Source organism: Streptococcus sanguinis, from assembly GCF_050225395.1.
In the GTDB taxonomy this organism is placed as follows: Bacteria; Bacillota; Bacilli; order Lactobacillales; family Streptococcaceae; genus Streptococcus.
This window is the reverse complement of the sequence record NZ_CP071431.1, coordinates 1,602,385-1,624,968: the sequence shown is the minus strand read 5'-3', so window position 1 is coordinate 1,624,968 and position 22,584 is coordinate 1,602,385. Positions and strand designations below refer to the sequence as shown.

The 22,584-nt window shown below is 41.7% G+C and carries 24 protein-coding genes; 21 read left to right on the top strand and 3 right to left on the bottom strand.

Annotation, left to right across the window (positions count from 1 at the left end; genetic code table 11):
* Positions 1 to 17: 17 nt before the first annotated feature.
* From J1C81_RS07890 to J1C81_RS07845, 10 genes are all read left to right on the top strand, one after another.
* Positions 18 to 1,913: an ABC-F family ATP-binding cassette domain-containing protein gene (locus J1C81_RS07890; RefSeq protein WP_002915572.1), complete on the top strand. Its 1,896-nt coding sequence runs from the start codon at positions 18 to 20 to the stop codon at positions 1,911 to 1,913.
* A 136-nt stretch (positions 1,914 to 2,049) separates the two neighbouring features.
* Entirely contained in the window at positions 2,050 to 2,607 is a 558-nt protein-coding gene (locus J1C81_RS07885) for a hypothetical protein (RefSeq protein WP_002915571.1), read from the top strand.
* Between the two features lie 126 nt (positions 2,608 to 2,733).
* The gene (locus J1C81_RS07880; protein WP_032909744.1) at positions 2,734 to 3,477 is read left to right on the top strand and encodes a hypothetical protein; all 744 of its coding nucleotides are present in this window, start codon (positions 2,734 to 2,736) and stop codon (positions 3,475 to 3,477) included.
* Positions 3,478 to 3,543: 66 nt separating this feature from the next.
* Positions 3,544 to 4,260 (top strand): hypothetical protein, encoded by a 717-nt coding sequence (locus tag J1C81_RS07875; RefSeq protein ID WP_002900725.1) that lies wholly within the window; start codon positions 3,544 to 3,546, stop codon positions 4,258 to 4,260.
* 369 nt (positions 4,261 to 4,629) lie between these two features.
* Positions 4,630 to 5,391 (top strand): hypothetical protein, encoded by a 762-nt coding sequence (locus J1C81_RS07870; protein ID WP_002915569.1) that lies wholly within the window; start codon positions 4,630 to 4,632, stop codon positions 5,389 to 5,391.
* A 90-nt stretch (positions 5,392 to 5,481) separates the two neighbouring features.
* The gene (locus J1C81_RS07865; protein WP_023916005.1) at positions 5,482 to 6,153 is read left to right on the top strand and encodes a hypothetical protein; all 672 of its coding nucleotides are present in this window, start codon (positions 5,482 to 5,484) and stop codon (positions 6,151 to 6,153) included.
* Positions 6,154 to 6,321: 168 nt separating this feature from the next.
* Positions 6,322 to 7,227, top strand: coding sequence for a hypothetical protein (locus J1C81_RS07860; RefSeq protein ID WP_002913730.1), 906 nt, complete (start codon positions 6,322 to 6,324; stop codon positions 7,225 to 7,227).
* Positions 7,228 to 7,296: 69 nt separating this feature from the next.
* A complete protein-coding gene (locus tag J1C81_RS07855) occupies positions 7,297 to 8,001 on the top strand; it encodes a hypothetical protein (RefSeq protein WP_002913728.1) in 705 nt (234 codons plus the stop codon).
* 215 nt (positions 8,002 to 8,216) lie between these two features.
* Positions 8,217 to 9,113, top strand: coding sequence for a hypothetical protein (locus tag J1C81_RS07850; RefSeq protein WP_002915568.1), 897 nt, complete (start codon positions 8,217 to 8,219; stop codon positions 9,111 to 9,113).
* A 57-nt stretch (positions 9,114 to 9,170) separates the two neighbouring features.
* Entirely contained in the window at positions 9,171 to 9,830 is a 660-nt protein-coding gene (locus J1C81_RS07845) for a hypothetical protein (protein WP_002915567.1), read from the top strand.
* A gap of 39 nt (positions 9,831 to 9,869) precedes the next feature.
* Here the strand turns inward: J1C81_RS07845 and J1C81_RS07840 are convergent, their stop codons facing one another.
* From J1C81_RS07840 to murT, 3 genes are read right to left on the bottom strand one after another with little or no spacing between them, the layout of a single operon-like run.
* Positions 9,870 to 10,127, bottom strand: a complete 258-nt coding sequence (locus J1C81_RS07840) for a LapA family protein (protein ID WP_002915566.1) — start codon at positions 10,125 to 10,127, stop codon at positions 9,870 to 9,872.
* Positions 10,128 to 10,145: 18 nt separating this feature from the next.
* A complete protein-coding gene (gene gatD, locus J1C81_RS07835; RefSeq protein ID WP_002915565.1) occupies positions 10,146 to 10,931 on the bottom strand; it encodes a lipid II isoglutaminyl synthase subunit GatD in 786 nt (261 codons plus the stop codon).
* Positions 10,931 to 12,274, bottom strand: a complete 1,344-nt coding sequence (gene murT, locus J1C81_RS07830) for a lipid II isoglutaminyl synthase subunit MurT (protein WP_002915564.1) — start codon at positions 12,272 to 12,274, stop codon at positions 10,931 to 10,933. The genes gatD and murT overlap by 1 nt, the downstream gene beginning before the upstream one ends.
* Positions 12,275 to 12,506: 232 nt before the next feature.
* Between murT and cdaA the strand changes: the two genes are divergently transcribed.
* The 11 genes from cdaA to whiA all read left to right on the top strand — a co-directional run bounded on the left by cdaA (position 12,507) and on the right by whiA (position 22,570).
* Positions 12,507 to 13,355 carry a diadenylate cyclase CdaA gene (gene cdaA / locus J1C81_RS07825; RefSeq protein ID WP_002915563.1) on the top strand — a complete coding sequence of 283 codons (849 nt, stop codon included), beginning with the start codon at positions 12,507 to 12,509 and terminating at the stop codon, positions 13,353 to 13,355.
* Complete coding sequence (locus tag J1C81_RS07820; protein WP_002915562.1) at positions 13,343 to 14,107, top strand: CdaR family protein; 765 nt, start codon at positions 13,343 to 13,345, stop codon at positions 14,105 to 14,107. The genes cdaA and J1C81_RS07820 overlap by 13 nt, the downstream gene beginning before the upstream one ends.
* A gap of 94 nt (positions 14,108 to 14,201) precedes the next feature.
* Complete coding sequence (glmM, locus tag J1C81_RS07815) at positions 14,202 to 15,554, top strand: phosphoglucosamine mutase (RefSeq protein WP_002902729.1); 1,353 nt, start codon at positions 14,202 to 14,204, stop codon at positions 15,552 to 15,554.
* Between the two features lie 128 nt (positions 15,555 to 15,682).
* On the top strand, positions 15,683 to 17,368 hold the full coding sequence (locus J1C81_RS07810; RefSeq protein ID WP_080556989.1) for an Ig-like domain-containing protein: 1,686 nt from the start codon (positions 15,683 to 15,685) through the stop codon (positions 17,366 to 17,368).
* Positions 17,369 to 17,485: 117 nt separating this feature from the next.
* Positions 17,486 to 17,614: a DUF4044 domain-containing protein gene (locus tag J1C81_RS07805; protein WP_002895969.1), complete on the top strand. Its 129-nt coding sequence runs from the start codon at positions 17,486 to 17,488 to the stop codon at positions 17,612 to 17,614.
* A gap of 50 nt (positions 17,615 to 17,664) precedes the next feature.
* Positions 17,665 to 18,975, top strand: coding sequence for a GTPase ObgE (gene obgE / locus J1C81_RS07800; protein WP_002895968.1), 1,311 nt, complete (start codon positions 17,665 to 17,667; stop codon positions 18,973 to 18,975).
* Positions 18,976 to 18,986: 11 nt separating this feature from the next.
* Entirely contained in the window at positions 18,987 to 19,148 is a 162-nt protein-coding gene (locus tag J1C81_RS07795; RefSeq protein ID WP_002895966.1) for a hypothetical protein, read from the top strand.
* Between the two features lie 213 nt (positions 19,149 to 19,361).
* On the top strand, positions 19,362 to 19,742 hold the full coding sequence (locus J1C81_RS07790; RefSeq protein WP_002895964.1) for a RidA family protein: 381 nt from the start codon (positions 19,362 to 19,364) through the stop codon (positions 19,740 to 19,742).
* A 55-nt stretch (positions 19,743 to 19,797) separates the two neighbouring features.
* Positions 19,798 to 20,688: an RNase adapter RapZ gene (gene rapZ / locus J1C81_RS07785; RefSeq protein ID WP_002915560.1), complete on the top strand. Its 891-nt coding sequence runs from the start codon at positions 19,798 to 19,800 to the stop codon at positions 20,686 to 20,688.
* Complete coding sequence (locus J1C81_RS07780; RefSeq protein ID WP_002895961.1) at positions 20,685 to 21,662, top strand: YvcK family protein; 978 nt, start codon at positions 20,685 to 20,687, stop codon at positions 21,660 to 21,662. The genes rapZ and J1C81_RS07780 overlap by 4 nt, the downstream gene beginning before the upstream one ends.
* Positions 21,659 to 22,570: a DNA-binding protein WhiA gene (gene whiA / locus J1C81_RS07775; protein WP_002915559.1), complete on the top strand. Its 912-nt coding sequence runs from the start codon at positions 21,659 to 21,661 to the stop codon at positions 22,568 to 22,570. Before J1C81_RS07780 ends, whiA begins: the two co-directional genes overlap by 4 nt.
* Positions 22,571 to 22,584: the final 14 nt, after the last annotated feature.

Sequence of the window (22,584 nt, the reverse complement as noted above, 5' to 3'; positions counted from 1 at the left end):
TTTGCTATAATGGTCTTATGATTATTTTACAAGCAAGCAAGATTGAGCGCTCTTTTGCAGGGGAGCTTCTTTTTGACAATATTAACCTGCAGGTGGATGAGGGTGATCGAATTGCCCTAGTCGGTAAAAATGGAGCTGGGAAGTCAACCCTGCTCAAGATTTTGGTGGGCGAGGAAGAGCCTACGTCTGGTCAGATCAATAAAAAACGAGAGCTTTCCCTGTCCTATCTGGCTCAGGACAGCCGCTTTGAGTCGGAGAATACTATCTACGACGAGATGCTGCTGGTCTTTGATAGTCTGCGTCAACAAGAGAAGCGCTTGCGGCAGATGGAGCTACAAATGGGAGAATTGTCAGGGGAAGAGCTGACTGCTCTCATGACCCAGTACGACCAGCTGTCAGAGGACTTTCGCCAGAAAGGTGGTTTTACCTACGAGGCCGATATTCGAGCGATTTTGAATGGCTTCAAGTTTGACCAGTCCATGTGGCAGATGAAGATTTCTGAGCTTTCAGGAGGGCAGAATACCCGGCTGGCTCTGGCTAAGATGCTTTTGGAAAAGCCAGAACTGCTGGTACTGGACGAGCCGACCAACCACTTGGATATCGAGACCATTGCCTGGCTGGAGACTTACTTAATCAACTACAGCGGTGCCCTGATCATCGTCAGCCACGACCGCTATTTCCTAGACAAGGTTGCGACCATCACGCTGGACTTGACCAAGCATTCCTTGGATCGCTATGTGGGCAATTACTCTACCTTCGTGGTCCAAAAGGAGCAAAAGCTGGCCACTGAAGCCAAGAACTATGAAAAGCAACAGAAAGAAATCGCTGCGCTGGAGGACTTTGTCAATCGCAATCTGGTTCGGGCTTCCACAACCAAGCGGGCTCAGTCCCGTCGTAAGCAGCTGGAAAAGATGGAGCGTTTGGACAAGCCGGAGACCGGCAGCCGCTCGGCTAATATGACCTTCAAATCTGATAAAGTTTCGGGCAATGTTGTTCTGACCCTGGAAGATGCGGCTATTGGCTATGGCGAGGAAGTCCTATCGGAGCCAATTAACCTCGATATTCGCAAGTTTAATGCGGTAGCTATTGTCGGGCCAAATGGGATTGGAAAGACGACCTTGATTAAATCACTAATCGGGCAAGTGCCCTTCATCAGAGGCAAGGAGCAGCTGGGGGCTAATGTGGAAGTGGGCTACTATGACCAGACCCAGAGTAAACTGACTGCCAGCAATACGGTTCTTGATGAGCTATGGAATGACTTCAAGCTGACGCCAGAGGTCGAGATTCGCAATCGCTTAGGCGCTTTTCTCTTCTCGGGAGACGATGTCAAGAAGTCTGTCGGCATGCTATCAGGTGGAGAGCGAGCACGCCTGCTCCTAGCCAAGCTGTCTATGGAAAACAACAACTTTCTCATCCTAGACGAGCCGACCAACCATCTGGACATTGACAGCAAGGAAGTGCTGGAAAATGCTCTGATTGACTTTGACGGCACCCTGCTCTTTGTCAGCCACGACCGTTACTTTATCAATCGCGTGGCCACCCAGATCATCGAGCTCTCTGAGACAGGCTCGACCCTTTATCTTGGTGATTATGACTACTATCTGGAGAAAAAGGCAGAGCAGGAAGCCTTGCGTGAGGAGACGGAGCAGTCCAGTCCTGACAAGCCAGCACCTGCCAATGACTATCAGCTTCAAAAGGAAAACCAGAAAGAACAGCGCCGGCTGGCCCGCCGCCTAGAGCAATTGGAAGCGCAAATCGAGGACTTGGACAGTCAGATCAGTCAGCTTCAGGAAGCCATGGAGGCCACTAATGACGCCGCCGAACTCATGGAGAGCCAGCAGCAAATCGACCAGCTGACCGCCGCCCAAGAAGAAGCCATGCTAGAATGGGAAGAACTGGCGGAGAAGGTGTAGGAGTATGCAGTTTCTGTGAGAAATGAGCTTCTTAGAGCTTACAGGAAAAATTAAATTGATATTCAATGTGGTTCAGTTATCGTATTACCAAAGATTTTGATGACTGAATCGTTTTATTTAAGAAAAATAGGAGAAAATGGTGGATTTTGTAATAATTTTTATTGTCATAATGCTAGTAATTTTTGCTTTCGTAGGTTGGATAGTTTATTGGGCAATTAGTCATTCCGCCAAAAAGAATAAAGTATATCAAGCCTTCGCTTCCGAGCACGGCTATCAATTTGACAAAGCACAAGGTAATGACTATTACAGAGATTATTCCAAGCAAAAAACAAGTAATGATCTCACACTAAAACTTTCCCAGAATCCGTATGTAGAAAAATATGCTCATTTTAGTCATTATCCCTTTGGTTGTGGAAATATGGTAAAGGTTGCCTATGTAATTTCGGGTAACTACAATGGTTCTCAATTTCAGGCTTTCACCTATCATTTTGAGGGGAATGTGATTGAGAATTCTGGTCCTGGTGGTGTTTTCAGTATTGTTATGATTCAGTGCCCCGATGAACCAAAAGGTCAGCTTTCAGAGCAAATGTTTTATGAAAATGGAGTGCTCTGTGAATACCTTCGAGAAAATTTGAATGTAGAAACGATTCATGAGAGAATTGAGAAATTGGCTTATATTGCAAGTACAAAATAAGTTTGGGAATAAAAAATAAGAATTTTTTTTACAGTACAGATATTGAATGAAAAAGTTAGCTAATTCAGTTTTGGGAACAGAGGTTTGCTGACAGAACTAGAATAAGAATTAGAAATGAGGAGAGATATGTTTTTTAATCAATATGGTGATAAAGCAATTTATTTTGATTGTAAGACTCACGAACTTTTAGAGGCGCCAAAGAGTAAACTATTAGATACAGAGAAGTCAAGCGAGATGAACCGACATATACCTCTCTTAGTTGTCCTATTTTTGTCTAGTGGAGGAGGAATAATTTCTTTTTTTAGATTATTCTTGCATGGAACATATACCATGACAACTTTTTGGAGTGTTATTCTTATTTGGATAGCTGAGTTTGCCTTTATTACTATCCTCGTAGAACGTGCCTTGTATCGAAATGTCAACAGAGCACAAGTGACCTCTCAAACAATTAGTTTGGTTATTATGGAGACATTGGACGAAGAACAAAAGGTGGAGAAGGATTTGAGCAAGAAAGAGAATAGAAATGGTACACGCTTGATAAAAGGATTGATTTTTCTAGTCCCCTTGGTTGGATTCTTCTATGCCTATGATTTCATTTTTAATTATCAAGACTTGTTAGGTAATCCTATTGGAGGAGAAATATTTAAAATTATTGCAACTGGACTTTTATTAGGTGTTTCTTTTATATTATATAATCAAAATAATCTTACTAAGAGTTTTGATATATTGGATTTATTCTATGGTGGAAAACTGAGTGTAGTATGTAGAGCTGACCACGATCCAGATGTCTATCTAGAAGTGAGTATGGGAACAGATCAAGAACCTATCATCACCGAACTACAGAAAGATGAAAACCAAGTTTTGAAGTAGAAGGTAGAGAGTGGAAAATAGTTTTCTTGTATAAAATCAATCTGACCAGATAAGGAGAGGGAGTTCATGTCAAAAGCTTCAAAGAAAAAGAAAGTAGTGATCGAAGAACGCTACCACGGCCCTTTGATTACAAATGAGGTTAGTTTAGGCTATATTAAATTTTTTCCTTGGATCATGCTACCGATTACGGCATTTTTATATTTTGCGGGTAGCTACGAAGATAGGATTGGTATTATCAAGGTTTTATTTCTTTCTTGTATTCTGATTAATGGATTTAGTATTATCTTTGGCCTTTTTAACTCTTTGGTGAATCGCTTTAAATCTCTGACCTACATCTTAATCGGCTTGGTAGCTTGGACAATAGTCGTCAGCTTCACCTTTATTGGCCTATTGATGTTTACCTCGGGCGAGGATTCTATTAGTGCACGAACGGTCAATGATTCCAGTTTCACCTTGTTTTATCTCATTCCCATCTTGCTCTTATTCCTTGGGATGACCTTGATTTACGCCTGGTATTACCTCCCTCAAAATCAAGGGAAAATTTGGAAGATTAACCAATGGGAGACCTATAAGGTGAATAGTAAGAAAAAAGAATGGCTTTTCAACATTTTGGGAGTTATTGGAATTATACTGCTGTTCATAGCCGTGATGACAGGCTATGTTGAGAGAATCTTCGGTCTTTTCTTGGGGATGTTAATCACATTAACGTTTCCTGCGGTTATCGTGGATGCCGTTTACGCAGCCATCTATATCCGAAAGCATCCAGAATATGAAGAGTTGTGATTGTACAAAAAAGTGGCCGTTAACTGGCCAATCATTATAGACCGATTGATCAATAGTGTAATTAAATTGGATGGAGTCAATGAAGAAACAATCTATAGTTCTTCGTGATTCGCTTGGATTTTCACAGTTTTTATGGCTATCATGGGCTTGGTGGGCCCGATTTCTATCTTCACCATGCTCGTTTTGAAGATGATGGGAACACCCATCGGCAGTGAGATATTCAATTTAAGCGTGATGGGGATTGTGCCAGCTGTCGCAGTTCTATTGCTATGGCAAAATAATATGATTCGATGGTTGAAGGCAGTTGAACGGTACAGAAATCATCGCGTCAAAAAGGAAATAGAATAAAGAAAATAGAAAGAGGCTAGAATGTTTTTTAGAAGACGTCGTTTTTATTTGAATCAATATTATGACAAAGCCATTTATTATGATCGTAAGACCCATGAAGTTTTAGAAGCTCCAAAGAGTAAACTATTAGATACAGAGAAATCGAGCAGGATGAATCGGCATATTCCTCTATTAGTTGTTTTCTTTATGTTTAGCGGGGGTGGTCTTACTTCCTTCTTTAGTCTATTTTTACAAGGAATTTATAGCATGACTGCTTTTTGGAGTGTTATTCTTATCTGGATAGCAGAGTTTGCTTTTGTCACTCTCCTTGTAGAACGAGCCTTGTATCGAAATATCAATAGAGCGCAAGTGACTACCCAAACGGTTTGTCTGACGACTATGATTTATCCGGATGACGAAAATCAAGACGAGGAGGAAAAGACGGAAAAAGGTTTTAGTAAAGGTGCTTTTTTATATTTTAATGCACTCTTATTTACTATTCCTGCAGTAGGTTTCTACTATGTATATGATTTTATTTCCCGCTTTAAAGACTTGTTGGGGCAACCGATTGGAGGTGAAATTTTTAAGATTATATTTGCAGGTCTTTTGTTGGGAATTGCTTTTGTTGCGTTCAATCAAAATTACTTTGTTAGAATCTTGAAATTATCACAACAGTTTGAGGAGGGGAAAATTAGTGTGATATGTAGATCTGATGACGATCCAGGTGTCTATCTAGAAGTGAGCGTCGGACCGGATGGAGCTATTTTGACAAAAGAGCTACATGATTATAAAGCTGGAGCTTAGCTGATTTGAAATTAAATAAAAGTGAGTGAAGCAGTAGAGATTATAAAGTTTGGTAACAGAACTTCAATAACTAATTGGAAAGAGGTTAGAATGTTTTTTCTTAGACGTCGTCGAGTATTTATTGGCGAGTGTGATGGTCAGGCGGTCTATTATGACCAGCAGACTAGAGAGGCTTTAGCAGCTCCCAAAAGTTTCCTGCTCAATACGGAAGGAGCGCGTAAGACTAATGCCTATATTCCTGAATTGGTGATTCTCTTGATGGCAGGTGGACCTGCGGTCTTCGGATTCTTTTCAGCCTTGTCCATTGGTGTCTATAATTGGACCAGTTTGACCTATATCCTGCTATTTTGGTTGGCTGAGTTTCTGTTAATGGTCGCTATTCTTGAGCGAGGGCTTTATAAAAATGTTCGCAAGGCTCAGCCGACAACAGAGAAGGTGTTTTATTATGCGGCTTCCCATAATTTGATGGTGGGTGACGAGAATTTTGACCCAGCTAAATCATCTTCAACAATCTATCGAATTGCTCGCTACATAATAATTGCTGCTGTTATATATTTAGTATGTGTTTTTTACGGCTATACTCAAAAGTTTGGTCAGCCTATTGAGACCAATTACGATTTTTGGATAGCTGGATTTATGTTCTATATACCCTTTTTGTTTTATAACCAAAACAACCCTGTTCGTTTTGTAAAGATTATGAAGCTGTACAGTCAAGGGAAAATCTTGTTCAAGAAAGAACCGGAGAGCGAAACTTGTAACTAAGTGTTAGATAAAACAGTCGATCGCAGAAGGTAAGTGTTATATCTTTAACAAAGCGAGGAGTAGCTGCTGCGACAGTTGCTGTTTTGTGACACAATTTGTTGCCTATCCTCAAATGGAAGATTCTCAAGGATATGAGCCTTTCTGCCAGATGAAATTTGGAGATTAAAAATGAAAAAAATCAGTATTTTCGGTGCAGACTTTGAACGAAGTAAGAAAATCGTAACGAACGGAAAGTTTGCCTTAACCGCCGGTATGCCAAATCCTATTCATATGGGGATGATCAATCGGCTGTTTACGGTCGTGTTTTGCATATTTATCTTTTTTGGAATTATGGTTTACTTTCTATTAATTGCTTTGCCAAGTAGTGTAGGTCAAAGTGGAGAAGTACACTATCTTTCTCATCAATCGGTTTCTTTGTTTCACACAATTGGGCAAATAATGCGACCAATCAGTATAGTTTTCTATCTAACTTTCCTTTTTGGATCTATCCCTGTTTTTTGGCCCAAGAAACGCTTGAACAGTCAGCTTTGGACTTACTTTCCTTTTTATTTTTCAATGTCAATTTGTGCTTTTATATCGGGGTTTTATTTTGCTAGTGCGGTAGCTTACGATGCTTATACATTGGTGGGATTCTGGTTTCAGTTCGTCTTAGGAATCGTTCTCTTTTTCTGGATTATTACGAATAGTATCCAGAATCTGAAAAGGAGACTGAACGATGAAGAAGAAAAGTCAATTCTTAAGAAAGTGATGATGATTACAGTCGGAACGATGGTAGTGCTCTTTCCGGTATCACTGGTCTATCATCTAATGAATCAACTTCCGGTCCTTTGGTATTTTTATATGTTTGGATTATTTTTGGTGGTTTGGTTTGTCATTAGCGGTTATTTTATAGCTTTTATGATGAATGTGCATATTTTTCAAGCCTATTATATCCACAAGTACCCAGAAGAGTATAAATCCTACTTAAAGATTTCAGACCGAGAATGGTACAGCAAACGATATTATAAAAAGCTGGTCAAAAGTGGCAAGCTAAAAGAAGAAACAACACAAGAGAATGGAGAAGAAAATGAGTAAAAAATTATTGCTTTTAGGAAGTGATGTCAATAAAGAACTAGATCGAAATATTAAGTCTAAAAAGCTAATATGGAGATGTCCATTGTGAAAAAGATAAGATTATTATTTGCTGTTGATAATGGGATGGGAACTAATTTAAAAGGAACAGGCTTAGCTGCAGAGTACTATTTTTTATCAGGAGATATTGTTTGGAGAAGGCTCGATAAGGAAAAAATAGGGAATCACCAAAACATAGCTAAGAAAATTGGCAGATTAACTTGGATGTCTTCGCCATTTTTGATTGTCCCGATTATGGCTTTTATCGCTGGTTATTCTGATAATTACATTGTTCCTCAAAAAGAGTTCGGTCTTTTTTCTTTTCTGTTACCTATGATCTTAGGAATCTGGTTTTTTATACTTTTTGAATTATGGATGATTTCAATTAGAAATACTTATCCTTTGATTGAAGCTCCTAGTAGTACTGTCCAGAAAGAATATTTTGAAGTTATACACGATATAACTTTAAAACATAATGATGTTTTGAAACAGATAAAAACATCTTATCTTGCAAACATTTTAGTAGTGTTGTTTATTGTCTTTGCAGTTATTCCTTTTGTTTATTGGTTTTATTTTATGCCAAGTACAATTATAGAGTTTATAATAAAATTAGTTGTACTTGCTATACTACTTTCTTTGGTTCCAAATATTATATGGAATGGCATAGTCAAAACTGTTATAAATAATAAAATTTTAGATAAATTAAATTATGAATTGGAGAATGAAAATGGAAAATAATAACCCTATTTTACCAATTGGTTCGGTTGTCATAAACCAGTTGAGATCAAACCATGTAATGTCTGTATGTCTAGCAGAATTAAAAAAATGCTTTTAAAGATACAAAGGCCAAATTTTTTGAGGTAGAAAATGAGTGAAAAAATATAGTTTTAGGACCAGAAGAATTAAACAAGAACTACTTTCAATCACTAGGTGCGACACGAGCTTCTGTTGGGATGCTTGGTTTGGCCTGGTCCGGTATATTTGCCTTAAGTATTGCCTTGTCGCATGTGTATTATTTTATAAAAGATCAACTCAAATTGAATCCCTTTTCTAATCTTATATTCCTATTTTTTTGCGTATACCTTCTTTTTATGCTGATATGTCAAGTTATTTCTTTCAATCAAAAATTGATTTATAGACATCAATTTTTTGGTACAGCCATGCTTTTTGCAATGATTAATGGATTACTTCTGTCATTAGTTTTGACCGATTATGTTATTGTTGTACTCACTAATAATTTATTGAGAAATTCTTTTATATATACCATTATTTTTGGGCTTAGTTCTCTGATTCTATTTTGGGGTTTAATCCTTTATAATGTAAGATGGCTAAAGAAACAATTAGAAACAGGCTTTTCCGAACAACGGATTAATGCCAACTATGTTGCTGCTTCGAGTGTCTATAGCAAACCTTCTATCTGGATAATTCTAGGAGCTACCTTGCTAGGGGGAGTGTTGGTTGGTTGGATATCCGGTTATTCTAAGCAAATATTAGGTGTTTTTGGTAATATAGTGTTTATATCAGCTTTCTCGAGACTAATTGTCGAAGTCGGATATTTACTCAAGTTGAGAGCGAAAGATAAGACTTACTGGGAAGAAGTACCAGAAGAATTATATAATCAGAGTTTTTTTAAAACCTTAGATTTCAAAAAGACTAAGCCCCGTTTGATTACAGAGGTTATTCTATTTCTTGGCATTATTGCTTGTTTGCAATTATTGCATATAGATGCTGAAAATAGTCCGATTTGGCTAATATGGTTTATAAGAATTTTTGGCTATACGATTGTCTTGGATGCTACGGGGAGTTTTATTTATTATCAGTTTAAAAAGAGGAAGAAAAGAAAGTGCTGAGAACTATATCAACCTGACTTGTTTTAATTGTTGGTATATAGAGAGGAAAGAAAAAGGATGTTTTTTAGGAAAGTTATTTATATAGGGGAAAGTGATGGTCAGGCTATTTATGTAAATGTAGAAAAGCCAAGAGACCCCTTAGCAGCTCCTAAAAGTAAACTATTGAATACAGAGGCATCGCGTGGCAATCGGAAACAAATCATTTTAATTACATCATTTCTGATTGCTTTTAGTGGTGTGATGCAGCTTTTTCCTGAGACACGATTGTTTGGTGGTGTCTATGGCTATGGTACTTTGGTTTATTTTCTAATTGTTTGGTTTCTGGAAGGTACTCTTTTGCTGGTGATAGTAGAGCGAGCCCTTTATAAGAATGTTAAGTTGGCACAGCCAACCAGTAAAGAAAATTTTAGACGGGCAGTTGATACTAATCTTATTTGGGGTAATTTTGGCGATAAGAAGGTTACGCTTGGTAAGAAGATAGTTGCTTGTGTTTTCACAGTATCTATGGCTTTAATGGGGCTGATTAGTCCAATTTTAGTTATATCTATTCTAGTTTTTAATATGATAGGTACACCTATCGGCAGTGAGATTATTACTTTAAGCTTTATGGGTATTATGACAGCTGTAGGAGTTTTAGTATTATGGCAAAACAATATGGTTCGATGGTTTATGGCTGTCGAAAGATATAGAAAGAATAGATACAATAAAATTTCATAATAGGAAATACAAAAAGACTAGGCTGGAATAATTTCCAACCTAGTTTTCTGTATGGGAATTTTTAAGTGCTTCTTTGGTTTTCTTAAGCTCTTTTTTCAGTGAGAAATTTTTCACCATGCTGATGAGAAAGGTCGTGACAGAGCCTAGGAGCACTGAGACCAAAATCAATATGATTAGAGGAAGTCTGAAGCTGAACAAGATAAAGCTAACATTAACGCTCTGCATATTGGCCAAGGAAATACTGGCAACCAATAGAATGGTAATTAAAAGTAGGATATAATGCAATTTTTCTTTCATAGTGATTCTCCTGTTTATTTATTCAAACTCAGCCTTGCTCTTGATATCTCCATATTCTTCTGGGATTTCTTGGGCAAGGATATCTTCATAAGCGGCTAGTTGAATATCTGAGCCATATTTGTTTTTCAGAGCGGTGGTCACCAGACGGTAGGCCAAGTTCGCATTGCGGGACAAGATAGGGCCATGGAAGTAGGAGCCAAAGACATTTTTATAATGAACACCCTCGCAACCATCCTCTTGGTTGTTGCCATTTCCATAGACGACTTTGCCCAGAGGTTTTTCATCGTCCGAGAGGAAAGTCCGTCCTTGGTGATTTTCAAAGCCGTAGTAGGTCTCATTGAATTCTTCGTTATGAATCTTGATGTCACCGATATAGCGGTTTTTGGTCTGGTTGAGGGTATAGTGACCCATGATGCCCAGGCCTTCGATTCGTCGACCAGAAGCTTCGATATAGTATTGGCCTAAGAGTTGGAACCCACCGCAGATAGCTAGCACTACGCCGTTTTCATTGATAAAGCTTTCCAAAGCTTCTTTTTTAGCTTGCAGGTCACGAGCCACGATCGTTTGCTCATAGTCTTGACCTCCGCCAAAGAAGACGATGTCGTAGCTGTCCTTGTCAAAGTCATCTTCTAGAGAGACGATATCGACTTCAACCCTAGCACCTAGCTTTTCAGCCACATACTTGAGCATGAGGACATTGCCGTTGTCGCCGTAGGTATTCATGAGATTGCCATAGAGATGAGCAATCTTTATATCATAGCAATAGTCCTGATTTTCAGGAGAAGTGAGGGAACTGTATACCATTAGTTCATCTCCTTTCTGACCACTTGTCGTTCTGCCAGTAATTCGCGAAATTCCAGCATAGCGGTATAAGTTGCTAAGATATAGGCATGCTTGGTTTCTTGCTGCTCAATGGTCTTAAAGACTGCTTCCAAATCTTTGACTTCAGTAATCTGATCTGCTGGATAGCCCGTTACCCGCAGTCGACGAGCAATCTCAGAGTGGCGCACACCGCCTGCAATGACATGAGGAATCTCCATCTCTAGAATTTTCTCAAAATCAGCATCCCAGATCCAGCTGGTATCAATGCCGTCTGCATAGTTGGCATTGAGCAGAACGGATAGGCTAAAGTCAAAAGGCGCAAGCCCAATCATATCCAGTGCTTGGGTGGCTCCGACCGGATTTTTAATCAAGACTAAGGTACATTCCTTATCGCCAATTTTGAAGGTTTCCTGACGGCCAAAGACAGCCCGGCTCTTGTCAAAGCCAGCCTTGATAGTAGCTGGCTCGACACCAAAGAACTGAGCTACTGATACCGCTGCTAGAGCGTTATAGATATTGTAGAGACCGCCGATATTTATTTGATAGTCTTGACCATCAATGGTAAAGGCCGAGCGGTTATGCTCAAGTGTTTTGAGAGCGGTCAGGCTGTAGTCAAGCTTAGGACGCTTGAAGCCGCAGTCCTCACAGATATAAGCCCCCAGATTAGCATAAGTGTTGAGCTCGTACTTGAGGATATGCTCGCACTTGGGACAGAGGATGCCTTCTGTATTATAGTGAGCCAGCTGAGCCTGGCCTTTCTTGGTATTAAATCCATAGTAGCGAACAGGATTCTTCAGGCTGACCGAGTTAAAGAGGGGGCTGTCACCATTCATCAGTACAGTCGCTTCAGGAACTTTAGCTGTAGCATCCAGAATCATCTGGTAGGTCGTGTAGATCTCACCATAGCGATCCATCTGGTCACGGAAAATATTGGTAAAGACGAAGAGGCTAGGTTTGATATAATCACAAATCCGAGATAGGCTGGCTTCATCTATTTCCAGCACAGCGATATTTTTGCCAGATTTGCCTTTCTTAGCGGTTAGGAAGGTTGTGGTAATCCCCGTAATCATATTGGCACCGCTGGGATTGGTCACCACTTCTCCAAAGGCTTCCTTGAGAATGCCTACTGTCAGAGCTGTAGTCAGAGTTTTACCATTGGTTCCGGTAATAACCACGACCTCATAGTTCTTTGCTAGGTTCTGTAAAATGTTTTTATCAAATGTCAGGGCAACTTTCCCTGGCAGAGTCGATCCACGCCCCATTTTGCTGAGAACAAAGTGGGAGGACTTGCCTGCCAAGAGGCCCAATGCTGTATTTATCTTCATAAGAAATATTTTATCATAAAAAAGTAAAGAAGGTTACAGAAAAATATTGACAAACGTGATATAATGGGTTGGTAAGTCTTTAAGCATTAAGACCCACTGTAAAATAAAAAGAGAGAAGTTAATTGAGTGAACTCTAATTACAAGATAAAATCAGGCTGTGACTAGATTTAATAAGTTCGATTTGTTGCTATAGAGGTTTGATTTTGCTTGTATAGGAGTAGGAAGTCTAAGTATGAATTTTCAACAACTAACCAATCTCCAATATTGGGCCAGTTTGTTTTCTGACCCTTGGAGGATTGTAATTAATATTATTGACGTCGCTATCGTCGCATGGATTCTATATTATCTGATTAAGGCCATTGCCGGTACCAAGATTATGATTTTGGTTCGCGGTGTGCTCTTCTTTATCTTGGCACAGTTTTTTGCCAATATCATCGGCTTGACTACCATTTCTTGGCTGATTAATCAGGTCATCACTTACGGGGTCATTGCGGCCGTGGTGATTTTCTCGCCTGAGATTCGGGCAGGATTAGAAAAGTTGGGCCGAGCAACGGATATTTTTTCTGCGACGCCCATCAGTAACGAAGAAAAAATGGTTCAGGCCTTTGTCAAGTCTGTTGCCTATATGAGTCCGCGGAAAATCGGGGCTTTGGTGGCCATTCAGGGAACCCGCACCTTGCAGGAGTACATTGCAACAGGGATTCCTTTGGATGCAGATGTGTCCGGAGAGCTGCTAATCAACATTTTTATCCCCAATACGCCATTGCACGATGGAGCTGTCATCATAAAAAACAATAAGATTGCAGCTTCCTGTGCCTACTTGCCTCTGACAGAAAGCAGCGGCATCTCCAAGGAGTTTGGAACCCGGCACCGCGCAGCTATTGGCCTATCTGAAGTATCAGATGCTTTTACTTTTGTCGTTTCAGAAGAAACAGGTGGGATTTCCACCACGCAAAATGGAATTTTCAAGCATGATTTAACTTTGGATGAGTTTGAGACAGAGCTGAGAAAGGTCTTCTTATCAGAGCAGGACAAGCCAGCAGGTTTGAAAAAACGCTTCATGGGAGGATGGAAGAAATGAAAAAACGTAAAAAAATTCTTTATATCATCTCTTCGTTTTTCTTTGCCCTAGTGCTTTTTGTCTATGCAACCTCTAGCAGTTATCAAAACAATACTGGAGTTCGACAGGTCACATCTGAAACTTATACCAATACGGTTTCCAATGTGCCAATTGACATCAAATATGACAGCGAGAATTACTTTATCAGTGGCTTTACTTCTGAAGTTTCCGTTGCCCTAACAGGCTCCAACCGGGTCAATCTAGCCAGTGAAATGCAGGAAAGTACTCGTAAGTTTCGAGTCGTAGCTGATCTTTCCAAGGCTACAGAAGGCACAGTAGAGATTCCTCTGAAAGTGGAAAACCTGCCGAGCGGTCTGACTGCTACAGTCACTCCGCAGAAGATTTCTGTTAAGATTGGTAAAAAGGCCAGCAAGAAGGTTGAGGTCCGCTACCTCATCACAGACAGCCAGGTGGCTGAGAATGTGACGATCAGTGGTGTGACCTTGGAAAACAAGGAAGCTACTGTAACCAGTGACGAGGAGACCCTGTCTAAGATTGAGTATGTCGTAGCTATTCTCCCGACCAATGTCATTATCACCGGCAACTATAGCGGGACAGCGCCGCTGCAGGCTGTTGATGGACAGGGGAATGTCATGCCAAGCGTGGTGACACCATTTGAAACGACTATGCGTGTCAACACTAAAACAGCAGACAGCTCTGGCTCGTCTTCCTCTAACAGCAGCTCAAATACGAGCTCATCAAATAAAAACTAAATAAAATTTTGAAAATAAACCGGGATTAAAGTGGTCTGCCTTGCTTGCAGCCTAAATCTTTACATCCAGGTCTTATGAAAGGAAACTATTTATAATGGGTAAATACTTTGGAACCGATGGTGTTCGCGGAGAAGCAAATGTGGAATTAACGCCGGAATTGGCCTTTAAACTTGGCCGCTTTGGTGGTTATGTTCTGAGCCAGCACGAAAGTGAAGTTCCTCGGGTCTTTGTTGGCCGGGATACTCGAATTTCAGGAGAAATGCTGGAAAGCGCCTTGGTTGCAGGACTTTTGTCCGTTGGGATTCACGTCTATAAATTGGGTGTCATTGCAACGCCTGGTGTAGCTTATCTGGTCAAGTCAGAGAAAGCCAGCGCCGGAGTCATGATTTCTGCCAGCCACAATCCAGCTTTGGATAATGGTATCAAATTCTTTGGTGGTGACGGCTATAAGCTGGATGATGAGCGTGAGTTGGAAATCGAAGCTTTGCTGGACGCAGCAGAAGATACCCTGCCACGTCCGAGCGCCGAAGGTTTGGGTGACTTGGTGGATTATCCAGAAGGACTGCGCAAGTACCAACAATACTTAGTTTCAACTGGTTTGGAACTAGAAGGAATGCATGTAGCCTTAGATACGGCCAACGGTGCGGCTTCTACCAGCGCCCGTCAGATTTTTGCGGATCTAGGCGCACAGTTGACCATTATCGGAGAAAATCCAGACGGCCTCAATATCAATCTGAATGTCGGGTCTACGCATCCAGAAGCTCTGCAGGAAGTTGTCCGTGAGTCTGGTGCAGCAATTGGTCTGGCCTTTGATGGAGATAGCGATCGCCTCATTGCTGTGGATGAAAATGGTGAACTGGTAGATGGTGACAAGATTATGTACATCATCGGTAAGTACCTGTCTGAGAAAGGTGAGCTGGCGCAGAATACCATTGTTACGACTGTCATGTCCAACCTAGGCTTCCATAAGGCTTTGGATCGGGAAGGCATCCAAAAGGCTGTGACAGCAGTTGGTGACCGCTATGTAGTAGAGGAAATGCGGAAGAATGGTTATAATCTTGGTGGTGAGCAGTCTGGACATGTTATCATCATGGACTACAATACGACAGGTGACGGTCAGCTTTCAGCTGTGCAATTGACCAAGGTTATGCAGGAAACAGGTAAGAAGCTATCTGAATTGGCTGCCGAAGTAACCATCTATCCGCAGAAACTAGTCAATATCCGTGTGGAAAACAGTATGAAGGACAAGGCGATGGAAGTCCCAGCTATCAAGACGGTGATTGAGAGAATGGAAGCCGAAATGGCTGGCAATGGCCGGATTTTGGTTCGTCCGAGCGGAACAGAACCTCTGCTGAGGGTCATGGCTGAAGCACCGACTGACGAAGAAGTAAATTATTATGTAGATACCATTGCTAATGTTGTTCGAGATGAAATTGGGATAGACTAATAAACGTAAAGAAACTGAGACACAACGTCTTGGTTTTTTTACATTGTTATGAATTTTTAAACACTACGAATAAAAATGTTGATAAATTGCAATACTCTTGGTATAATAAGCTACGAAAGGAGAAAATGATGAAAAATAAAAATACAATTATTTTTAAAATTCTTATCTTATTAACAGCTATTGTTACAGGTTTAGGTTTTGCTGCTCGAACTCAGGCTTCTGAAGTAACTGAATACAGTCAGCAAACCAGCATTACTAAGGATGGTGAGCCATTAACAAGTGACTCAACTGTTAAGACTAATGAAACCTTGTCTGTAACAACCAACTTCACATTTCCAGCGGCTCAAAATATAGCTGAAGGGGATACCCTGACTTTTAAACTTCCGGAAGAATTAAGTCTGATTACTGCCTTAAACTTCGATGTCTATGATGTTGTTAATCATACGGGAGAGTTAGTCGGTACAGCTCAAACTGACCCGGCGACTCAGTCAGTTACAGTGACTTTCAGTAACTACTTTACAAACTATACCCAAAAGAAAGAGCTATCTTTGGGCTTTAACGTTCGCATCAATAACGAAAAAGTCAAAGAAACAGGTCCTGTTTCCTTCAAATTTGGCCAGACAGACTTTTCTTTCCAATACCAGAAAGAAGAAGGAACTGCTGGTGAGTATGAAATGAAATATGGCTACCAGGACAGCACTGATCCGAGTATTGTTAAATGGCGCATTATCCTGAATGCAAGACAGGACATGCTTCGCAACATGGTAATTTCAGACAACTTTGGTGATGGTCTGACACTGGTACCGGGTACTCTACGTGCAGTTCGTTATGCTCCTGTTGCAGGTGGTATTCGCAATGAAGCTCATATCCTGACTCTGCCAGTAGTTGATAACTTTACTAACAAGGCAGTTCTAACTCAAAACGCTAATGGCGATGCTAACGGTTTTACCATTAACTTTGGCGATAACTACAACTGGCCAATGTACATCGAGTACTCTACTCGTGTACCAGAAGGTACTAAAGTGGGGGATGTGGTTAACAACACCTTGTCTTGGACAGCAAAAGGCTTCCCAGAACGCACTATTACTAAGTCAGTACGCTTGGAAGAGGGCTTTGGTAAAGGAAGCGCTGTGCTAGCAAAAGATGTGAAGATTCAGGCACAGAAAAAACTTGTCAATAAAGTGTTAGAGAAGGGTCAATTTACCTTTGGTCTCTTTGACGAAAACGGTGTTTTACTTCAAACAGCTACCAATGAAGCTGATGGTTCTATCAATTTCAAAGCCTTGAACTATAATGCAGCTGGTGACTACCGCTACAGCATTAAGGAAATTCCGGGCAATGATGCTAACTACATCTATGATGACAAGGAAGCTCAGCTGACAGTTACTGTTAAAGATGTGAATGGTGAGTTTTTGGGCTCTGTTAAATATGATTTGGATCCTGTCTTTACAAATACCTATAGAGGTAATGATCCAGGCAAGGCAGTTCAGCCACCTAACCCTGGAAATAACAACAATCCAAACAATCCAAATAACAACCCTAACAACAATCCAAACAATAATCCGAATAATACCCCAGGTAATGGTAACAATACCCCTGGTAACAGTTCCGATAATCCAAAGGGTGGAACAGACAATCCAGGAAATGGAAATAACAATTCAAACAATGGTACCAATGATCTGGGTGCTGCAGGAGGCAACAAAAAAGTTCTGCCTAAGACTGGTCAAGAAACAACACTTTGGCTGTCAGTTGCAGGTTTGGCAATCTTAGTTGGCTTTGGAAGCTATGTCTTTCTTCAAAAAAAGACTAGATAAAATTCAAAGGTTTTAAGAGTTTTCTCTTAAAGCCTTTTTGCATACTTTTCCATTTGAAAAAACGGAGTAATCATGTTAGAATAGACCTAGTAATTTTTAAAGGATAGAGGTGTTATCGTGGCTTTTGGAGATAACGGACAACGCAAAAAAACAGGATTTGAAAAATTGACGATGCTGGTCGTGATTATCATGCTCATCGTGACAGTTGGAGCTATCTTTGCTTCTGCTCTCAGCGCAATCTTTTAATCCAAACGCTTCAGGGCGTTTTTTTAGACTAGAAAAAGAGAATAGAAAAAATGAGTATGTTTTTAGATACAGCCAAGATTCAAGTCAAGGCTGGCAATGGTGGCGATGGCATGGTGGCTTTTCGCCGTGAAAAATATGTTCCTAACGGCGGTCCTTGGGGCGGTGATGGCGGTCGTGGCGGCAATGTTGTTTTTGTCGTAGACGAGGGGCTTCGTACCCTGATGGACTTTCGCTACAATCGGCACTTTAAGGCTCAGTCTGGTGAAAAGGGAATGACCAAGGGCATGCATGGCCGAGGGGCTGAGGACTTGATTGTTCGAGTGCCGCAGGGGACGACGGTTCGTGATGCGGAGACTGGCAAGGTGCTGACGGACTTGGTAGAAAATGGCCAAGAATTTATCGTAGCGCGTGGTGGCCGAGGCGGTCGCGGAAATATCCGCTTTGCAACGCCTAAAAATCCTGCTCCGGAGATTTCTGAGAACGGAGAACCAGGTCAAGAGCGAGAGCTTCTGCTGGAGCTCAAGGTCCTAGCAGACGTTGGTCTGGTCGGATTCCCATCTGTCGGGAAATCCACTTTGCTTAGTGTTATTACAGCAGCCAAGCCTAAGATTGGTGCCTATCATTTTACGACAATCGTGCCCAATCTAGGAATGGTTCGTACTCACTCTGGAGAGTCCTTTGCAGTAGCAGATCTACCAGGTTTGATTGAGGGAGCCAGCCAAGGGGTCGGACTGGGAACTCAGTTTCTCCGTCATATTGAGCGGACACGGGTCATCCTGCATGTCATCGATATGTCAGCTAGTGAGGGGCGTGATCCTTATGAGGACTATCTAGCTATCAATAAAGAGTTGGAATCCTATAATCTTCGTCTTATGGAGCGCCCGCAGATTATTGTTGCTAACAAGATGGATATGCCAGATAGTGCTGAAAATCTCAAGATATTCAAAGAGAAATTATCGGCTAATTATGATGAGTTTGCGGAACTACCGCAAATCTTCCCGATTTCCAGTCTGACCAAGCAGGGCCTTGCGACCCTCTTAGATGCGACTGCAGAGTTACTGGATAAGACACCAGAGTTCTTGCTTTATGATGAGTCTGAAATGGAAGAAGAAGCTTACTACGGCTTTGACGAAGAAGCGCCAGCCTTTGAAATTTCTCGTGATGATGATGCGACTTGGGTGCTGTCAGGTGACAAGCTTGAGAAGCTCTTTAATATGACCAACTTTGACCGTGATGAGGCAGTCATGAAATTTGCCCGTCAGCTTCGTGGTATGGGAGTTGATGAAGCCCTTCGCGCTCGCGGAGCCAAGGATGGGGATCTGGTTCGCATCGGCAAGTTTGAGTTTGAATTCGTTGACTGAGGAGGCTTGCAATGGGTGATAAACCAATATCCTTCCGCGATGAAAATGGAAATTTTGTCTCTGCAGCTGATGTCTGGAATGCAGAAAAGCTAGAAGAGCTCTTTAATAAACTCAACCCCAAACGCAAGCTGCGTCTGGAAAGAGAAGCATTAGCGAAAGCAGAAGAGGAATAAAACTTCTGATTTTGAAACTATAAACGCTGGGAAAAATTTCTCAGTGTTTTTAAATCTTAAAAAATGGGTTCTGATAGGTAAGTCGATTTCCTTTTAGCTTCTAAGGACCTCATCAATGAAAAAATGGAAAAAGTCAAGGCTTATCAATCTGTCGTGGCCATTGCTTGCTATTTTATGGTATAATGAAAAAAATAAGTAGGAGAAGTGATAATTATGGCAAAAACGATTCATACAGATAAAGCACCAGCAGCGATTGGACCTTATGTTCAAGGAAAAATTGTGGGCAATCTTTTGTTTGCGAGCGGGCAGATTCCCCTGTCTCCTGAAACTGGAGAAATCATTGGGACAACTATTGAAGAGCAAACCCAGCAGGTACTGAAAAATGTTTCAGCCATTTTGGAAGCCGCTGGAACAGATTTTGACCATGTGGTCAAGGCTACTTGCTTCTTGAGTGATATCAATGATTTTGTGGCCTTTAATGAAGTTTACAAAACAGCCTTTACTGAAGCATTTCCAGCTCGTTCAGCAGTCGAAGTGGCTCGCCTGCCTAAGGATGTGAAAATTGAGATTGAGGTTATTGCCGAGATTCTCTAAAAAAGAGCAGGGGAAAACCACTCTTTGACGGATTCTATCTGATGAAAGGATTATTATGTCTGAGAAGAAAATTAAGCTTGTCATTGTGACTGGAATGAGTGGGGCGGGGAAAACCGTAGCCATCCAGTCCTTTGAAGACTTAGGTTATTTTACCATTGATAATATGCCGCCAACTCTGGTGCCGAAGTTCTTGCAGCTAGTCGAAGGGACTACTGACAATGATAAATTAGCTCTGGTTGTCGATATGCGGAGCCGTTCCTTCTTTTTGCAAATTCAGAACGTTTTGGATGAATTAGAGCAAAATGAGAATATAGATTTCAAGATTCTTTTCCTAGATGCAGCTGATAAGGAGTTAGTGGCTCGTTACAAGGAAACACGTCGCAGCCATCCGTTGGCAGCTGATGGACGGATTTTAGATGGGATTAAATTGGAGCGCGAACTCTTAGCACCTCTGAAGAATCTAAGCCAAAATGTCGTGGACACAACAGATTTGACGCCAAGGGAACTCAGAAAGACCATCTCTGAACAATTTTCAAATCAGGCTGACATGCATAGTTTCCGCATTGAGGTCATGAGTTTTGGTTTCAAATACGGTCTGCCTTTGGATGCAGACTTGGTCTTTGATGTGCGCTTTCTGCCCAATCCCTACTATAAACCTGAACTGCGCAATCAAACTGGCTTGGACAAGGATGTCTTTGATTATGTCATGAACCATGCCGAGTCAGAAGAATTTTACAAGAACTTGCTAGGCTTGATTGAGCCTATTTTGCCGGGATATCAGAAGGAAGGAAAGTCTATCCTGACTATCGCTGTGGGCTGTACGGGTGGTCAGCACCGCAGTGTAGCCTTTGCTCAGCGCTTAGCAGATGATTTGGCTAAAAATTGGCCGGTCAATGCCAGCCACCGCGACAAAAACCGTCGGAAAGAAACGGTGAACCGCTCATGAGAAAGCCACGAATTACAGTCATTGGCGGTGGAACAGGAATTTCAGTTATTTTAGACAGCCTGCGTAAAAAGGATGTAGAGATTACAGCCATTGTCACAGTAGCAGATGATGGAGGCAGTTCTGGTGAGCTGCGAAAAAACATCCAACAGCTAACTCCGCCAGGTGACTTGCGAAATGTCTTGGTAGCTATGTCTGACATGCCAAAGTTTTATGAGAAGGTCTTCCAGTATCGCTTTGCGGAAGGAGACGGCGTTCTAGCGGGGCATCCCTTGGGCAATCTGATTATTGCCGGTATTTCCGAAATGCAGGGCTCAACTTATAATGCCATGCAGCTTCTAACCAAGTTTTTCCATACGACAGGAAAAATTTACCCTTCTAGCGACACCCCCCTAACTCTGCATGCTGTGTTTGCAGATGGGACGGAAGTTGTCGGTGAAAGCAATCTGACCAGCAAGAGTGGAATGATTGAGCGGGTCTATGTGACCAATACCTATGATGACAAGAAGCCTGCTGCCAGTAAAAAGGTGGTCGAGAGCATATTGGAGAGCGATATGGTGGTTCTGGGGCCTGGTTCACTATTTACCTCTATCTTGCCTAATCTTGTTATCGAGGAAATTGGCCAAGCTCTTCTAGACACCAAGGCAGAAGTGGCCTATGTCTGCAATATCATGACCCAACGCGGCGAAACAGAGCATTTTTCGGACAGCGACCACGTCCAAGTCCTGCACCGTCATTTAGGCAGGAAGTTTGTAGATACAGTCTTGGTTAATATCGAACCTGTTCCTCATGAGTACATGGACAGCAACCAGTTTGACGAATATCTGGTACAGGTAGAGCATGATTTTCAAGGGTTGCAAGAGCAGGTTCCGCGAGTCATTTCTTCGAATTTCCTGCGTTTGGAAAATGGCGGAGCTTTCCATGATGGCGAGCTGGTTGTTGATGAATTGATGCAGATTATACAGGTACGCAAATGAGCTTTACAGTAAAAGTAAAAGAAGAACTGCTGAGCCTGGCCAACAGAGATAAAAATGAGCTGTCAGCCATGATCAAGATGTCTGGCAGTCTGGGCTTGGCCAGCAGTGGTTTGACTCTATCTGTCACAACAGAAAATGCCAAGATTGCTCGCCATCTCTATGAGTTGCTGTCGGACCTTTATCAGGTCAAGTCAGAAATCCGCCACCATCAGAAGACCAATCTGCGCAAGAACCGTGTATACACAGTATTTCTGGATCAGAAAGTAGAAGAAATCCTTTCGGACCTGCACTTGGCTGACTCCTTTTTTGGTATCGAGGCCGGGATTGACCAGGCCATTTTGTCTGATGACGAAGCTAGCCGAGCCTACCTACGGGGAGCCTTTCTCTCAAATGGTAGCATGCGGGAGCCAGACTCAGGTAAGTACCAGCTGGAAATCCTGTCCGTTTATCAGGATCATGCTGAGGATTTGGCTGCCTTGATGCGCCGCTTTCTGCTGGATGCCAAGACCATTGAGCGTAAGAAGGGGGCTGTCACTTATCTGCAGCGGGCTGAGGATATCATGGATTTTCTCATTGTCATCGGTGCTATGGAAGCCATGGCTGAGTTTGAGTCTCTTAAGCTCATGCGGGAAGCGCGCAATGACCTCAACCGCGCAAATAATGCGGAGACAGCGAACATCGCCCGTACGGTCACAGCCAGTATGAAAACTATCAACAATATAGCCAAAATCAGTGATAATATTGGCATTGAGAGTTTACCTGTAGACCTGCAGGAGGTAGCCCAGCTTCGTATCCAACATCCGGACTACTCCATCCAGCAGCTAGCTGATAGTCTGAGCCGGCCACTAACTAAGAGCGGTGTCAATCATCGCTTGAGAAAAATCAATAAAATCGCAGATGAATTATAAAAGCTGCTGAGCTT

What these genes read in the sequence shown, in the direction of transcription:
- J1C81_RS07890 (WP_002915572.1), top strand. Translation starts at nt 18, where the DNA reads ATGATTATTTTACAAGCAAGCAAGATTGAGCGCTCTTTTGCAGGGGAG.
- J1C81_RS07885 (WP_002915571.1), top strand. Translation starts at nt 2,050, where the DNA reads ATGGTGGATTTTGTAATAATTTTTATTGTCATAATGCTAGTAATTTTT.
- J1C81_RS07880 (WP_032909744.1), top strand. Translation starts at nt 2,734, where the DNA reads ATGTTTTTTAATCAATATGGTGATAAAGCAATTTATTTTGATTGTAAG.
- J1C81_RS07875 (WP_002900725.1), top strand. Translation starts at nt 3,544, where the DNA reads ATGTCAAAAGCTTCAAAGAAAAAGAAAGTAGTGATCGAAGAACGCTAC.
- J1C81_RS07870 (WP_002915569.1), top strand. Translation starts at nt 4,630, where the DNA reads ATGTTTTTTAGAAGACGTCGTTTTTATTTGAATCAATATTATGACAAA.
- J1C81_RS07865 (WP_023916005.1), top strand. Translation starts at nt 5,482, where the DNA reads ATGTTTTTTCTTAGACGTCGTCGAGTATTTATTGGCGAGTGTGATGGT.
- J1C81_RS07860 (WP_002913730.1), top strand. Translation starts at nt 6,322, where the DNA reads ATGAAAAAAATCAGTATTTTCGGTGCAGACTTTGAACGAAGTAAGAAA.
- J1C81_RS07855 (WP_002913728.1), top strand. Translation starts at nt 7,297, where the DNA reads ATGGAGATGTCCATTGTGAAAAAGATAAGATTATTATTTGCTGTTGAT.
- J1C81_RS07850 (WP_002915568.1), top strand. Translation starts at nt 8,217, where the DNA reads ATGCTTGGTTTGGCCTGGTCCGGTATATTTGCCTTAAGTATTGCCTTG.
- J1C81_RS07845 (WP_002915567.1), top strand. Translation starts at nt 9,171, where the DNA reads ATGTTTTTTAGGAAAGTTATTTATATAGGGGAAAGTGATGGTCAGGCT.
- J1C81_RS07840 (WP_002915566.1), bottom strand. Translation starts at nt 10,127, where the DNA reads ATGAAAGAAAAATTGCATTATATCCTACTTTTAATTACCATTCTATTG.
- gatD (WP_002915565.1), bottom strand. Translation starts at nt 10,931, where the DNA reads ATGGTATACAGTTCCCTCACTTCTCCTGAAAATCAGGACTATTGCTAT.
- murT (WP_002915564.1), bottom strand. Translation starts at nt 12,274, where the DNA reads ATGAAGATAAATACAGCATTGGGCCTCTTGGCAGGCAAGTCCTCCCAC.
- cdaA (WP_002915563.1), top strand. Translation starts at nt 12,507, where the DNA reads ATGAATTTTCAACAACTAACCAATCTCCAATATTGGGCCAGTTTGTTT.
- J1C81_RS07820 (WP_002915562.1), top strand. Translation starts at nt 13,343, where the DNA reads ATGGAAGAAATGAAAAAACGTAAAAAAATTCTTTATATCATCTCTTCG.
- glmM (WP_002902729.1), top strand. Translation starts at nt 14,202, where the DNA reads ATGGGTAAATACTTTGGAACCGATGGTGTTCGCGGAGAAGCAAATGTG.
- J1C81_RS07810 (WP_080556989.1), top strand. Translation starts at nt 15,683, where the DNA reads ATGAAAAATAAAAATACAATTATTTTTAAAATTCTTATCTTATTAACA.
- obgE (WP_002895968.1), top strand. Translation starts at nt 17,665, where the DNA reads ATGAGTATGTTTTTAGATACAGCCAAGATTCAAGTCAAGGCTGGCAAT.
- J1C81_RS07795 (WP_002895966.1), top strand. Translation starts at nt 18,987, where the DNA reads ATGGGTGATAAACCAATATCCTTCCGCGATGAAAATGGAAATTTTGTC.
- J1C81_RS07790 (WP_002895964.1), top strand. Translation starts at nt 19,362, where the DNA reads ATGGCAAAAACGATTCATACAGATAAAGCACCAGCAGCGATTGGACCT.
- rapZ (WP_002915560.1), top strand. Translation starts at nt 19,798, where the DNA reads ATGTCTGAGAAGAAAATTAAGCTTGTCATTGTGACTGGAATGAGTGGG.
- J1C81_RS07780 (WP_002895961.1), top strand. Translation starts at nt 20,685, where the DNA reads ATGAGAAAGCCACGAATTACAGTCATTGGCGGTGGAACAGGAATTTCA.
- whiA (WP_002915559.1), top strand. Translation starts at nt 21,659, where the DNA reads ATGAGCTTTACAGTAAAAGTAAAAGAAGAACTGCTGAGCCTGGCCAAC.